Below are 14,619 nucleotides of genomic sequence, written 5' to 3'. Positions count from 1 at the left end.
GACTTGCTTCCCTATTGCTCGAAGTACATCTGATTAATAAAATAATTGCGCTCAAAAGGGTCAAACTTAAAGTGCTTCACTCGTGTATTAACCGATGTATATTGGCTGTAGCTTGAAATGGGTAACACCGGTGCATCTTGATAGATTTCTTGCGCAACCTTCTGACTCAGCTCAAATGATTGCTCAGCGTCATTTGATTCAAGCAGCTTAGCAATCGCGCGGTCTACACCTGGGTTACTCCAATTCATGGTTCCCCAATCTCCCCCTCCATTGGCAAAGTCACTACTGATAATCGGTAGCGGATCGGCACTAAAACCGAAGTTACGTGCGATAAGCGCCATTGCTAAGGAGCCATCCGTATGGCCTGCGGGGATCATGCTGGAGTTGGTCACATCGACCTTAAGCGCGACCCCCAATTTGGCCCATTGCGCCTGGATCACGGTGGCAACCAAGGCTAACTCTGGGCGATCTGCGTAAGTCATCATGGTTAGTTTAAATAGCTGACCAGCACGCTCTAATAAGCCTGACTCATTCCGTTGCCAGCCCAATTTTGCCAATATCGCCTGTGCTTGCTCTAAATGGTATGGATTGTTATCAATACCTTGAATAAACCACTGTGACATCGAGCTGGGCATCAGCTGCGCAGTCTCTGAACCTTCTGCATGCAGTACATTTTTAGCAATTGCAGCTCGATCCAGCGCCATGCTCAACGCTTGGCGAGCCTTCGGATCCCGCAGGAATGGATGGCCTGCATTGAGCTTCACAAACATGGTTCGTGGGATCAGGTTATGATGAACCTTAACTTCACCACTGCCTTCAAGTTGACTAAGCATCGAAGGGTCTAAAGTGAACACAATATCGGCTTCTCCCGATTTTGCTTGCAAAATTCTGCTCTCCGCACGATGACCCGTTAAGTAGCTTACAAAACTGATCTGTGCCTTCTGCCCCCAATACCCAGCAAATTTTTTCACCATCAGTTTATGAGGTGGTGAAAAGCTCTCCATTTGATAGGGACCTGAGCCATAAAGCGCATCAATCGTCCCATCAGGCTTGTAAGATTTTTCAGATAAAATGGCATTGGAGTAGTTGGTGAGCAAAGCAGCAAAGGCGGCATAAGGCTTGGCTAAGTCAATTTTGACTTCGTTACTTTTCACTGCGCTAATATGCGTCACTTGAGCTTTATTCAAACTGCCGTGCTTCTGCTGTGCATAACGAAGAGAGCGCACCACGGCTTGCGCGTCGAGTTCGCTTCCGTCGTGAAATTTCACGCCTTTACGCAGAACAAACTGCCAGCTCAAACCATCATCACTTCTTTGCCAGTGTGTTGCCAAACCAGCTGTAAGAGTGCCTTGAGCGTCCACATTGAGCAGCGTTTCAATCACTTGCAGACGCGTTAAAATGTAGCCTTGTTTAGAAGGATCTAAGCTAGAGATCTCCCAAGGGCCACTAATCGACAAGGTATTAGTTTTATTGGCTACCATTAACTCTGCTGATTTTTCAGAGCTGGTAAATGTAGTGATGGCAATGATTGCTGCGACAATAAGCATGGCAGACAAAAGGCCAAGTTTACGTTTCTTGTGTCGTACATAAGATATTTCGGTCATAACAAGTCCTAACGTGTTTAATTTAACGCTATATAAATGAATATTTTTTAAGTGTTCTCGAGTGAGAAAAAGTTAGGCCGATGGTGGTGGGGAACGAGTTCGTGGAAGCTCTTTATAACAAACCACTGCCTCCAAGGTATTAAACCGAAGGAAACATTGGCCACTATCTAAACAAGGCTCTGAATCGATAGTGCAGCTTAAGGCATTCTGTATCGCATCATAAATTTCACACTGGTGATTTTCATGAACATCATGGTCCACCTCCATTGCATGGACAAGTGAAAGACTACTCAGCCCAATAGGGAGTATGAGCATCACGAGTAATAGCAATTTATTGAGTTGGAACTTGCTGAAATTAAACACGATAAATACAATGGAAGAATATAAAAATGTTATACTATAACATTTTGAACTAAATCACACCTAACAGATACAATTAATGGTATGCAAAGGTAAGACAGCTAGCATTTGATACACTAAATGGCTATTTGAAAGAAGTGTCTACAGAAGAGGAGCAACCACTCTTCGATTATTTTCGCTCCACATATCCCAAATAGTAAGCTGTCTAGAAAACTCGTCCATTGAAGTTCCTGATTTACTGAATACCAATCTATATAGTCCAAATATTTTGGATAATACCAAGTGGATCAATTTTGCATGCTCGGTGACCTACGCAGAGCCCCCGCAGGCGCTGGCCCCTCGTGAGCACCAGCCAGCCCATGCTTTGAATGTTTTTGTTTCCTGTGAAGTTAAGTGCAATGAATAATAATTTTATGCGACTCCTATGAGGGTTAACGCCTCGCATAAGCTAATGTTGGAAGGCTTGGGCTTGTTCTTGAATGTTACGAATGATTCCCTCTTTTTCCATCTGTTGCAACGCGGCTGTGAGGGGAGCGACCAAGTGTTTATTCTTGACGTGAAGGTAATGAAACGATTGAATTGAAACTAACGTTGGCTCCAAAATAACCAACCCTGTCAGCCCTAATTCTTTCAGTGTCATCAATCCTGTAGCGCGTGATGTCACCACGACATCACTCCTTCCAGACTCAAGTTTCCCAAAGGCTTGCCTATATGTCTTCACTGCTTCCGATATTGTCCCTTCAACAAGGTTTACTTCAATCAACTTGATCCCACGTAAATAACCCACTCGGTAAGGGAGGAGGCTTTTCCAGCCGTCGACCAGGAATCGCTTGTCTTTTGTAATCGCCACAAAATCAGTCACCGAGATGGGAACTGGGAGCCTGAGTAGATTGGGATATAAGTGCTCTATCCCTGCCTTGCGGAACAGCTCTCCATCCACATTACCATCATTCGCGCTCCGAAGGGCTCGATCGCCGGGGAGTGGTCGTAACACCATTGTGATACCAATTCGCCTGTAGGCCTCCATCATCACTTTCTCGGCAACGATTTTAGTGGCATTTTCACCCAAGAAGGTCGAAATAACGACTTGTTGCGCGTGTGCAACTCCAGCGCTTGTCAGTAGAACACTCACCACAGCAATGACCAACAAGTGATATTTCATGAGCATATCTCTTTTTTTATTTGCATTGTTTATCGTTCGCGCTGGTACGAATTGGTATAGACACCAGCTCTTCCCTATATAGTTAATAGTTCATTCCAAGCAGAAATTCCTTGTTTACTTTTTAGCGTTTAACCAATGCAACGGATGTTCCATTAAGGTCAGAAAGATAGAGAAGAGACTCACTCTCACATTATGAGCAAAGGATCCAATGGCTTGTGGAAATAAGAAATAAAAGAAACAGAATATAAACGGCCCTTGCCGTTGCAGAAACCGAACAAAAATGACACCAAGTTAGGCATGCCTGTCGGTCAGGTCACTGAATAAAAAAGGTAAGAACCCGAGATAACTGCATTACACCTTTGAAAATGCTCAACAACGCCACTCTAACTCAAATTATTTTCGTAAAAAATTGAAAGCATATAGTAGCGTTTAATATTTTCCTAACACTCATCATCTTTAGGAACAACGCTTAATAGACATGCTCTACTGCCAAAAAGTGCCACCAGCTCCCGATAACGACAACCGATTAATTTAGCCATTACTAAAAACCTCAGCAATAAAAAAGCCCCGTAACAACTGTCGCTGGAACTATAAAGTGACATAAGGACCTGCGTTACATCTAATGCAAATCCAAAATTTGAACCATAGTTTGACATAAAATGGAACCATAGTATGGCATAGTGCATTTCGTATATCTGCCGCCCCCCAAACACACTTTTGGACAAAAGCTTGCTAGAGCATTCACTTATTCAATTGGTAAGGCCTGAACCTGAAAATCAATCAGCAGCCGTCATTGGAATGCAAAGGCGCTAATCGGCCGTTGTATTTTAAACATTTTCAGGAAGCGCCCTGTGCGAAGCCGCATGCAGGGTGTTGTGGGAGGGAGCCTAGATACCTCCGGCTACCCGATTAACTGGCTAAACTTCAAACGTGAGAAAGTGCATAAGTAAATCAATATCAACTTGCTCAGACAGTGTGTAATTTCCCCCAACTAAACCAAAAATTGCAGACTGCCAAAACTTTAGAGCGGCTTCATTGCCAATTAGCACTCGGATTTGCCATTGACCTGAAAACTGCGCTGTCACCAATTTCAGAGCTTGTTTTCCGACACCTTTTCCCTTGAACTTTCGTAGTACAAAGAACTGCTCAACATCGTAAAATTGCCTGTTAGTTGGGTACTTTCGAACCAGAACAAAACCAGCTAACTCAGTATCAGCGTAAATAAAGTATGGAACATGATCTTCCTGCTTCCAATATACATCCAAGCTGCTTTTATTAAACGTAAAGTGACCATTCTCATTCGGAGACCAGCCCATATGCTCAGACATATCATAAATATAATATGGGAACAGACTCTCAAGAATATGACGAGATTTTGCTCCAATTTTTACTAGAGAAACTTCCATTTTAGTCCTTGCCAGTTAACGCTTTGCTCACCGACACAAAAACGAAGCGTAGCAGTATGTGTCCGAGTGCAGTAACTTTTTATGCCTTGCTTACACCAAACCACGATTTGAGCTTTAAGCTCCATTTTTTTTCGTAGAATGGCTTAGTTTGATTTATAAAGTATTGGCTAAGACCAGAATCATTTTCATTGACTCTGTAGAGATCAACAGGCTCGCCTTTGGGCGCGGTATCGCCAGCTACGTTGCCTGCTTCTCTCATAATCTTTTCAATATCACCATCTGCCTCTATACCAACTATTAGATGTGGTTTCTCGTCAATAGATGTGTCATGCATGAGTGCTAGATAAGCTTTTCTAACATTGCTATGTTTTGCCAATAGCTGGGTAAGTGAGTCAACCATTTTTGACGGGTAATTAGAAGGCTGCCCCAGCAGAACCTTAGTTTCTTTCTCTACCATTCTCTGAGAAGGAGCCTGACTTATGCCTATAGATAACAAGTGTGCCACTTCTTCAGGAACAAACTCTTTTCCGTAATCTGATTTGGGGTTAAGAAATAGCGTAGCTCCTTGAGTCATTTCAAACAAAGAGCGTACTGGTAGGGCCAAATATGATTCTTCGCTATTGATTGATTTTTGCAACACTTCTAGCGAGGAAAAGAACGGAATTACAGGTGAGCCATCTGCCTTTTCCCAATGCTGTATTTGAATTTTATCAACCGCTTCGGGATTCACTTCTCCGTCCGAGCCCGACATTCCAGTTGTACCAAGCACAAATATCTGTGAGCTTAGTAGTACTTCACAGAATTGTGGCCGATGGGCTGGCTCGTCAGCAGCTAACCTTAAAATCTCTTCTAGTTTATTTTCTTCGGTTATTTCCACGATTCTTCCTTTAGGCATCAACGCCCGATTAAGGTGTGAAGCACGCTGCCGCAGAACTCAATTTGACTAACGTAAACACTGAATTCAACCCAAACCAAAAATGCCAAGCGTGCTGAATCACTCTTAAATTGCTTGTGTACGCCCAGCATGGGCATGAACTAATGAGGTGAAAGTCCTCTGTAGGAAGGTCACCGTTTAATAATATTTTGATTATTAAACGCTAACTACTAGCGAATGGCAAGGGCATTGCCGCGAGGGAATGTCTGAAGGAAGCCGGACGCCTTTTTATCTAAAGAGAGGGCGAGCTGATGAACAAGAACATCATATGAGGCGTAGGCTGGAGGCGAGTTGGCACAAGACAACGAAGCCATGTGATCTAACAGCCACCGTAAATGATGCAGCAGCGCAGAAAAAAGAGAAAGTGCATGTTCTACTTCTTATAAACAAAGAGTGGGAGATCTGCTTAGCAAGCGATCGTTTAACTCACTCCATGGCGATATCAGCAGACGGCGTTTTTTTAGATAAAAAGTCCCAATGCCGTTCTATTGTGTAATGGTTGGGACATGGTGAAGGCTTGAACCTGAAAATCAATGAGGAGCCTGTGCAGCTCATTGTCTCCGTATCCGACCGGACTTAGGAACGGTGGCGCAAAAAAACAGAAGCCATCATTGGAATGCAAAGGAGCTAATCGGCCGTTGTATTTTAACCGTTTTCAGGAAACGCCCTGTGCGGCGCCGCATGCAGGGTGTTGTGGGGGCTGGAGGTTAGATACCTCCGGCTACCCGATTATGGTGCATAGCCTAGTGGCACCGAAAATAATAATGTTAGAAAACCAACAATGTAGATGGCAAAGAAAACCAACATAAATTTGCCCAACGTTGCCAGCCCTGAGTCATTTAGCTCTCGCCACTCTCTTTTAAAGATAAACTTCATGAACGTAATATTGCTAGAAAGTGAATTATTCATGATGAGGCTTGGTTTACCCATAGATTCATATTTTTCGGGATGCCTAGTTTCTAATATTTTGAATAGTCGGTAGCAAAGGAAAAACCAGACAAATACCGAGCAAAATAAGACTCCGAACATTATTGGGAACACTTCTTTCACTTCATACTCCTTGAACCATAACGCCTCACTAAGAGGCAAAAAATAGTTGGTTAAAATAAGCGACGCAGGAGCAAAAACCAACTGTTTTTTTGTCCTTTTGAGTGACTTGTGTACGCCCAGCATGGGCATGAACTAATGAGGTGAAAGTCCTCTGTAGGAAGGTCACCGTTTAATAACACTTTGATTATTAAACGCTAACTACTAGCGAATGGCAAGGGCATAACTGCGAGGGAATGTCTGAAGGAAGCCGGACGCAAACCTGCGAGCTGATGAACAAGAACATCATATGAGGCGTAGGCTGGAGGCGAGTTGGCACAAGACAACGAAGCCATGTGATCTAACGGCCACCGTAAATGATGCAGCAGTGCAGAGAAAGAGAAAGTGCATGTTCTACTTCTTATAAACAAAGAGTGGGGAGATCTGCTTAACAAGCGATCGTTTAACTCACTAGCTTGGCCGCTAGTTCAACAGGCCCGGCACTTAAGCCTCATCAACTTAAGTGAGCAAACTCGATGAACAACGATAGCGCTAGTTGGGGCAACTCAATTGGTGATTAAGTAGAAGTCAGCAGACGGCATAGTAGCCCAACGCCCATCGTAATGGTTGGGACACGGTGAAGGCCTGAACACTTAGAATAAAGGAGGAGCCTTGTTAAACTTGAACACCCATTCGCCGACCGGCGTAGATGCGATTCAGCGTATTAACCCGCAGCCAGCCTTTAGCCAACATCTATTTGAACACATGCTACAACGTGAAAATATTCTGCGTGCGTGGCAGCGTGTTCGAGCCAATAAAGGGGCGGCTGGCGTAGATAACATGTCCATTGACGCCTTCCCTGCTTGGGCAAAAGCACACTGGAAACAGGTGGCGGCGGAACTGCGCTACGGCCAGTATCAACCTAAACCGGTACGCCGTGTGGAGATAGATAAACCCGATGGCGGGAAGCGCCTACTGGGGATCCCAACCGTGCTCGACCGTGTCATCCAGCAAGCCATTGCCCAAGTGCTAACGCCTATCTTTGACCCTAGCTTCTCAGCGAACAGCTTTGGATTTAGACCAAACAAGAATGGGCAACAAGCGGTGAAACAAGTGCAAAGCATCATCAAGCAAGGCCGACGTTTTGCGGTAGATGTGGATTTATCTAAATTCTTTGACCGAGTTAATCATGACTTATTGATGAGTAAACTGGGTCACCGAATGCAAGATAAGCGCTTACTTAAGCTGATTGGACACTACTTAAGAGCGGGTTTTATCCATAACCAGTGCTATCAGCAAACTCGAGAAGGTGTACCACAAGGCGGACCATTATCGCCCTTGCTGGCCAATATCATGCTCGATCCATTGGACAAAGAGCTGGAAAAGCGAGGGCATAAGTTTGCTCGTTACGCCGATGATTTTACCATTTTGCTGAGAAGTCAGCGTGCGGGTGAACGAGTGCTTACGAGCATTAGTAGCTTCTTGCAACGGCGCTTAAAACTTGTGGTTAATACAGCCAAAAGTCAGGTGGTTAAAACGGCGAAGAGTAAGTTCTTAGGGTTTACTTTCAGCGGGACGGCTGCAAATCCATGCCAAAACGCTACACCGGTTTAAACAACAGCTAAAGCGCCTCACCAACCGAAACTGGGGCGTCTCGATGACTTACCAGCTCGCTAAAGTGAGCCAATATCTCCGAGGCTGGATAAACTACTTTGGGATCGCGAATTGCTATCAACTGTGTGTCGATCTTGATCATTGGGTAAGACGCAGAGTACGAATGGCCTATTGGCGACAATGGCGAAAACCGAGAACCAAAGTGAGGAATCTCATGCGCCGAGGGGTACATGTTCAAGCCGCAGTGGCGTGTGGTATCACCAGTAAAGGCCCATGGAGGAGCTCGAAAACACCGGGGATCCAACAAGCATTATCGAATGCTTACTTGAAATCCCAAGGTCTATTTGCGCTACGAGATGGATGGATAAAGCTTCACTATTCTAAGTGAAACGCCCTGTGCGGAGCCGCATGCAGGGTGTTGTGGGGGCTGGAGGCTAGATACCTCCGGCTACCCGATTATGAGGCTTTACACTTGTTTTTCTTTTAGTTTTTTTAATGCAAATATTCCCCGTTCAGAAACTGTACTTGATGAATCCGAGGAAAAGATATTTGCAAGTTTCAATGAGTAATCACCTAGGTTATCTAATTCTTTTATGAGCATTTCAGCAGCAATTCTCCTCACTATAGAAGAACGATCAACAGATGCATTTTTCAATACACTCAAAAATTCAAAACTTACGGATAACTCTCTCTCTGAAATAATTGGCATCATACGGCCTTCACAATACCTAATATCAGTCCACTCCCACTTCCTTCCTTCAAACCAGGTCATTTTACCTTCAAATTGACACCTATACGCTTTAGCACGAACAGCAGGCTGGACTGAAGCATTAGCGATTTCATTTAAGCTTTCGTCAAGTACAGAGGTTCGCCCAATTTGAGCGAGTATAGTAGTTAAAGGTCCAGAGACATCAAATATGATTTTTGATTTAATTGCATTCGCAACCTCTTCTTGGGAAATAATGTCAAGCAAAGCCACTTTATCAGATGCTTCTATTCGCCCCCAAGAATTCCAGTTTGATAAGACCAGACATAAAGACTCAGCGACATGGATAGGATCTGTGAGTTTTGCTATGTGAGGTAGTTTTTCTCTGGCTGCTTTTCTGACTTCTGGAACCCAGTCATTTAACCTACGGAGAGTTAAGGTAAAGAAAAAGCTATTTGGAGCGCCACTTGATAAAGTACGTAATGCCTTTTCTCGTTTGTAACCATCCCAATTACACAAGTCAACCCACGTCAAAAATGGTGCAGAGTTTAACCAAATTTTCCACTTTGGTTGCGTTGAAGTTTCCATTGCTGAAGAAAACTCACTACGAATTAATCTTTCCCAATAATCAAAGTTGGATAAGGGCAAACTAGAAGTTGCATTTATAAGACGTGACATATCAGCAACAACTTTACTACTAGAGTTAATAGATATTGCAAAGTCTTTTACTGCTGAGACTACGGTCTCTTCCAAATTCAAACGAATCTCCATGTTAACTTTGCCTCATAACGCCTTAATAACTGGCGTGTAGGTTGGTGTTATTTTTGCGTCTTTTTCTTTTGCAAAAATGATGACAACCGTAATACGTCCAGTTGATTAACTTGTTGAACGAAGCCGCTCTGCGGCAGAGTGCATAGCACCTGATATCTCATACTCAATGTGACACGGCCAATCGGTCGTGATGAACCGGAGTATGCAGCATGAACCCTACCCAACAACATCGTTATCATGTTTTATATAAACAACACCTTACCAATTTAACCTTACAAGGGAAACGACCAGCCACCATTGATGCGTACTCGCGTGCGGTACGTCGGATTTCTGCCCACTTTGACCGCTCCCCCGATACCTTAAGCACCGCTGATTTAAAGGCCTATTTTGCTCAACTGATTCGCAGCCATTCTTGGAGCACCGTGAAGCTAGACCGCAATGGCTTGCAATTTTTTTATCGCTACACCCTCGAGAAACAATGGCAGTGGCTAAACATTGTGAAGCCTCCTCAAGTGAAGCGCTTACCCGATATCTTAAGCCCTGCGCAAGTCGGCTTAGTGATAAGCATGACGTCGCAACCGCGCTATCAAGTCTTCTTCTTGGTGTTGTATTCCATGGGGCTGCGATTGAGCGAGGGCTTACACTTAAGTATTCATGATATTGATAGTCAGGCCATGCAAATCCATGTGCGGGATGCTAAAGGCGGCAAAGACCGCTTCGTGCCCATGCCGCGTCGCACCCTTCAGGTTTTACGTCACCATTGGCAAAGCCATCGCCATGCTCGTCTGCTGTTTCCACGCCAAGGTAAACAGGTGGATGTGCCTATGGATAAAGGCGGCGTACAAAAAGCCTTGAAGCGGGTATTGCGCGATTGCGGTATTCATAAACCTATTAGCCCGCATTCGCTGCGCCATTGTTATGCCACCCATCTGCTTGAACAAGGCTTGGATTTACGCTCCTTGCAACACTTGCTGGGACACGCCAGTTTAAATACCACTGCACGTTATACCCAGTTGACCCAAGTGAAGCAATTAGATGCCGTAAAGGCAGTGAATAAACTCACTGACTCTCTCACACTCATGTGGCCGTAACCATGAGCACCTTTATTGATTTACTTCACCAACATGAGGCCGAGCTTGCACCGCTTTTAAGGGCGGATGCTAAACGGGCAATGTATGCCATGCTGCGTTGTAAAACTGAGCAACAAGGTCACAGCCTTTGGCAGTGTGAACATTGCCCGCATCAAGACCAATTGACGCTGTCTTGCGGCCATAGGCATTGCCCGCAGTGCCAACACCATTGCACCACTGGCTGGTTAACTCGCCAACAACACAAGCTGCTACCCACGACTTACTTTATGGTGACCTTCACCCTGCCTCATGAGCTAAGGGCTTTAGCCCGCGTGCAGCCTAAAGCCTTATACCAAATCATGTTCAAGGTGGTATCAAGCCTGTTAAAGGACTTTGCCAAACGCCAGAACCAGGGGGAATTAGGGTTTACCGCCGTACTGCATACCCATAGCCGCCAGCGTAACCTGCATCCCCACTTACATGTATTGGTGGCCGGTGGGCGCTATCACCGTGCGAAGCAGCAGTGGCATCACTGCAACAAGAAGTACTTGTTTAACGCCTTTGCGCTGGCCAAGGTATGGCGAGGGAGAATGCTAGATGCGCTCAATCAACACCCAAACATCAAGTTGCCCCCGCATATCCCCACCAAATGGGTGGTCGATTGTCGCAACGTAGGTTTTGGGCTGCCCGCGCTACAGTACTTATCTCGCTACTTGTATCGCGGGATCTTATCCGATAACGACATCATCAGTACCAATAACGACCAAGTGAGTTTTAGGTATCTAGATAGCCAAAGCCACACCACCAAAATCCGCACCTTGCCTACCTTAAGGTTCTTAAGGCTTATCTTGGCGCATGTATTGCCCAAGGGATTACAGCGGGTGAGAGATTATGGTTTTTTACGGGGCAACGCCAAACACATATTGCGGCGCATTCAGTTACTCCTGCGAGTGCCGCAACGCGTGAACCTCGCCGCGCTCCAAACCGACAAGCACAGCGCGACCCGGCCATGCCCTTGCTGCCAGCACCCCATGCACTGCACAGGCGTGAGTCGAACGAGCTAGCCGAAAGGCGAACAGGATAAGGAGAATGGCAGGGCTTAACATGAGGATGAATACATAAAAAAAATAACAGCTTAGCATCATGTATGACAGGTAAAGGCTTAACGCCATTCACCCAGTCTTAGCCAAACTCGCCTTGTAAAAAGTAACAAGGCCTTGGCCCCGCCAACATCAATACCGTTATTTACTATAGAAGGGAGCATCGGGCTTGTTCAACACCCGAATAAGGTGGCGGCTACGCGACACCTATTCTTATTTGTTATGAGTTTTTTCATACAGGCCATTCGGTGTGCTCTCGTGAGAAAGCTGGTTCACAGTTAACAACAAAGTTGGACAAATATGTAATTACTCCCAACCAGCACCTACTTATTTAATTCTTTAGCTATATTGAAAGGGCTCCACTTTACTTCTGTATGAGGTGTTTTTCTTAATTGGAGGGGCATTCCACCATTAGTATTAGGAAAGCGAGATACCACGGTTTTAAGACCTTTCGACATTGCAAGAACAGCTTCTCTATTAATCCAAGGACTATTATGGTTGTTATCACCAACAATAAATAATGCAGAGTCACAGCCCGTCATTACGTCTTTTATTTCTTTATCTATAGCATGATCCCCATATGCTGAGACGTCATTTTCAACAAAAACAAAACTACCTCTGACAGGGCCTCCATGTGACTGTGTAAAACTATTAATGCTACGACTTATTTCTCGATCATTAAAATTGTAAGAAACGAAAATTCGATTAGCCATTTCATACTCCTTTATATAATTACAAACATCACTATTTACTAAGGGCGCTAAATAATTCGATAAAACTTTCGAGGAGCTAGCTCTAGCCAATATTTTAGCGTCCGTTTGAGTAACTTATATTTATTTCGCATAATCTCGAATTGCAGCAACAATACTTTCAGTATTCCAACGCACGTCAACTATAGAACGACTAGATACCGTTGTTGAAATTCTTTCTTGCCCTCGAGGTATGACTCCAATAATTGGAATATCAAGATCTATAGCTTTGTCCAACTCCCACTCCATCCAATCGCTGTGACTTGCATACATACCTGCAAGTCCAAGAACGATATTTGAATTTCCAATTTTGTTTGCTAATCGTTGTTTGATGTAAGAGGCGTTAGTGGAGTTTATTGGTTCATCTTTACTAACTTCTTCAAACTCTACATTAAAGTAACCTCGCTCATTTAATAAATCACGTAAACTTTCTAATACATCAGAATTTTGCCATGAATGACTAATAAAAATATGGTATGTTTTTGCCATTATTAACTCCTTGTTAACTCGATTAATTTTGCTTTATTTTCTTGAAAAGTATCCTTTTCCCATTGCGCTTCAGCTAGTGACAAGAATAATTTTTCAAACATTTCACCTTTATCATCATCACCTAGGCCGAAATAGCAATTAGATAGTGTGGCTACTGCCCATTTGACTTCCGAACTGCAGTTACCATCATGAACAGAATCTTCTACATTTTCTAGAATTTTAATGATCTGCTTGCGAGCTTTTTTAGCTGCAATTATATAATAGATTTTTTCATCTTCATCTTCTTCAACATCAGACATCATATCTAGACAAAGCGCGTAATTTTCCCCTGTATAATAGTCATTTCTTATCTGGAATCCTTTTTCGTAATATTTTATAGCTCTTTTTAAACACTCAATATCAGAATTAGCAAGCCACATTCTTTTATAAATCGCACCAGTTAAGCCTAGTGTTTCAGGATCATTTGATTCCCCATCAGGGGCTAGTTTTTCAATAACTCTTAGAGCATCTGCCAAAGCGGTTGCCTCAGAAGGTACTTTTGACTTATAAATAGATAAGGCTTGTTGTTGAAGGAAATAATCTTCAGATGGTACTGCTTCTGCTGCTTTTTCCCACAATTTTGTAGCTTCAACAAATTCATCGTCCAACATATGATCTTTTGCCTTTTCAACGATGGCAAAAATGTGTGTTTCTCTTTCCGCTAAATCACCAATAATTTTTTTATATTCAGCTTGTGGGATCTTAGGAGGATTGATGTCTTTAATGAAATCATATAACGGACTGTCAATAAATGAGTTTTTAGTTACTTTGTCAATTTTTTCAGCCAATGCTGTTTGACAACGTCGAGCTTCATCTGCACCAATATCTTCACCTAAGTGTTTATAATGAAATATTCGAGTGTGATCCAAATCAAAAGGAATTTTTCCTTCTTCTTCCTTTATCACGATAGTTGAATATGGTCTAACAGCGTGGCGGATACCTAACTCATATATAGCATTTGGATTAAAAGTTGAAATATCAGCAACTACTAGCTCTGCCTGCATAAGAAGAGCATACATGCTTTTATCAATTAAACCTGCATCTTGTATTTCGTCAGCTCTGACACATTGATATCCAGAGGACTCAACTGCTGGTTGAATTATATTCTTATATGTTTTATCTAAATCTAATGTTTTGCCTGTAGAGTAATCTGTTTTTTTCCCAAATCCCATTATTACAAAACATATCTTCTTTAATTTTGCCACGATAACTCCTTGTGAACTCTGTGATTAACTCATAACGCTAAGTAGGTCGCACGTGCGGCCTATCCCGTTCAATGAGCGCGCGGCCTATCACAAAAAACATGACCTTCATCACATTCGCTCATCAATTAGTGATTTGATATTAACCCATTGTCTACCATAGTTTTTTACTCGGCATCAATCAATCGTCGATCCATTTCTTTCATTGATTGCTTTGACAAATGACGCAAACAAAACCAGAAACACTGTGCAAATACACAGTTAAAAAGTGCGCAAACCTTGGAAGCTCAACTAATTCAAAATTTTCTCGTTAACAACTAGTAAAGTCGAGATTCAAAACCATTAGTTTTGCTATGGCAAGAGCCTCGTGTGACAGTGGTGTTCCAA

General features: G+C 43.4%; 11 protein-coding genes and 1 pseudogene. 3 read left to right on the top strand and 9 right to left on the bottom strand.

Features of this window, described 5'->3' with window-relative positions; genetic code table 11:
- Nucleotides 1-11: 11 nt before the first annotated feature.
- From ACRRS0_RS03075 to ACRRS0_RS03055, 5 genes are all read right to left on the bottom strand, one after another.
- Complete coding sequence (locus ACRRS0_RS03075) at nucleotides 12-1,604, bottom strand: ABC transporter substrate-binding protein (protein WP_432454689.1); 1,593 nt, start codon at nucleotides 1,602-1,604, stop codon at nucleotides 12-14.
- An 808-nt stretch (nucleotides 1,605-2,412) separates the two neighbouring features.
- A complete protein-coding gene (locus ACRRS0_RS03070) occupies nucleotides 2,413-3,126 on the bottom strand; it encodes a substrate-binding periplasmic protein (RefSeq protein ID WP_432454690.1) in 714 nt (237 codons plus the stop codon).
- 917 nt (nucleotides 3,127-4,043) lie between these two features.
- Nucleotides 4,044-4,532: a GNAT family N-acetyltransferase gene (locus ACRRS0_RS03065; protein WP_432454691.1), complete on the bottom strand. Its 489-nt coding sequence runs from the start codon at nucleotides 4,530-4,532 to the stop codon at nucleotides 4,044-4,046.
- 79 nt (nucleotides 4,533-4,611) lie between these two features.
- The gene (sseB, locus tag ACRRS0_RS03060) at nucleotides 4,612-5,409 is read right to left on the bottom strand and encodes an enhanced serine sensitivity protein SseB (protein ID WP_432454692.1); all 798 of its coding nucleotides are present in this window, start codon (nucleotides 5,407-5,409) and stop codon (nucleotides 4,612-4,614) included.
- A 786-nt stretch (nucleotides 5,410-6,195) separates the two neighbouring features.
- Nucleotides 6,196-6,516: a hypothetical protein gene (locus ACRRS0_RS03055; protein ID WP_432454693.1), complete on the bottom strand. Its 321-nt coding sequence runs from the start codon at nucleotides 6,514-6,516 to the stop codon at nucleotides 6,196-6,198.
- 648 nt (nucleotides 6,517-7,164) lie between these two features.
- On the opposite strand from ACRRS0_RS03055, the pseudogene ltrA reads away from it, so the two are divergent.
- Nucleotides 7,165-8,494 (top strand): annotated as a pseudogene (ltrA, locus tag ACRRS0_RS03050) (group II intron reverse transcriptase/maturase).
- A 78-nt stretch (nucleotides 8,495-8,572) separates the two neighbouring features.
- Here ltrA and ACRRS0_RS03045 read toward each other — a convergent pair.
- Nucleotides 8,573-9,583, bottom strand: a complete 1,011-nt coding sequence (locus ACRRS0_RS03045; RefSeq protein WP_432454694.1) for a hypothetical protein — start codon at nucleotides 9,581-9,583, stop codon at nucleotides 8,573-8,575.
- Nucleotides 9,584-9,792: 209 nt separating this feature from the next.
- Between ACRRS0_RS03045 and ACRRS0_RS03040 the strand changes: the two genes are divergently transcribed.
- The gene (locus ACRRS0_RS03040; RefSeq protein WP_432454067.1) at nucleotides 9,793-10,674 is read left to right on the top strand and encodes a site-specific integrase; all 882 of its coding nucleotides are present in this window, start codon (nucleotides 9,793-9,795) and stop codon (nucleotides 10,672-10,674) included.
- A gap of 2 nt (nucleotides 10,675-10,676) precedes the next feature.
- The gene (locus ACRRS0_RS03035; RefSeq protein ID WP_432451860.1) at nucleotides 10,677-11,717 is read left to right on the top strand and encodes an IS91 family transposase; all 1,041 of its coding nucleotides are present in this window, start codon (nucleotides 10,677-10,679) and stop codon (nucleotides 11,715-11,717) included.
- A gap of 359 nt (nucleotides 11,718-12,076) precedes the next feature.
- Here ACRRS0_RS03035 and ACRRS0_RS03030 read toward each other — a convergent pair whose 3' ends face one another.
- The 3 genes from ACRRS0_RS03030 to ACRRS0_RS03020 form a co-directional block, all read right to left on the bottom strand.
- Complete coding sequence (locus ACRRS0_RS03030) at nucleotides 12,077-12,466, bottom strand: TIR domain-containing protein (protein WP_432454695.1); 390 nt, start codon at nucleotides 12,464-12,466, stop codon at nucleotides 12,077-12,079.
- A 120-nt stretch (nucleotides 12,467-12,586) separates the two neighbouring features.
- The gene (locus tag ACRRS0_RS03025; protein ID WP_432454696.1) at nucleotides 12,587-12,991 is read right to left on the bottom strand and encodes a TIR domain-containing protein; all 405 of its coding nucleotides are present in this window, start codon (nucleotides 12,989-12,991) and stop codon (nucleotides 12,587-12,589) included.
- A 2-nt stretch (nucleotides 12,992-12,993) separates the two neighbouring features.
- Nucleotides 12,994-14,235: a TRAFs-binding domain-containing protein gene (locus ACRRS0_RS03020; protein ID WP_432454697.1), complete on the bottom strand. Its 1,242-nt coding sequence runs from the start codon at nucleotides 14,233-14,235 to the stop codon at nucleotides 12,994-12,996.
- Nucleotides 14,236-14,619: the final 384 nt, after the last annotated feature.

The sequence above is a fragment of the Agarivorans sp. QJM3NY_29 genome, from assembly GCF_050870835.2.
Lineage (GTDB): Bacteria > Pseudomonadota > Gammaproteobacteria > Enterobacterales > Celerinatantimonadaceae > Agarivorans.
This window is presented reverse-complemented; position numbering and strand designations above follow the sequence as displayed.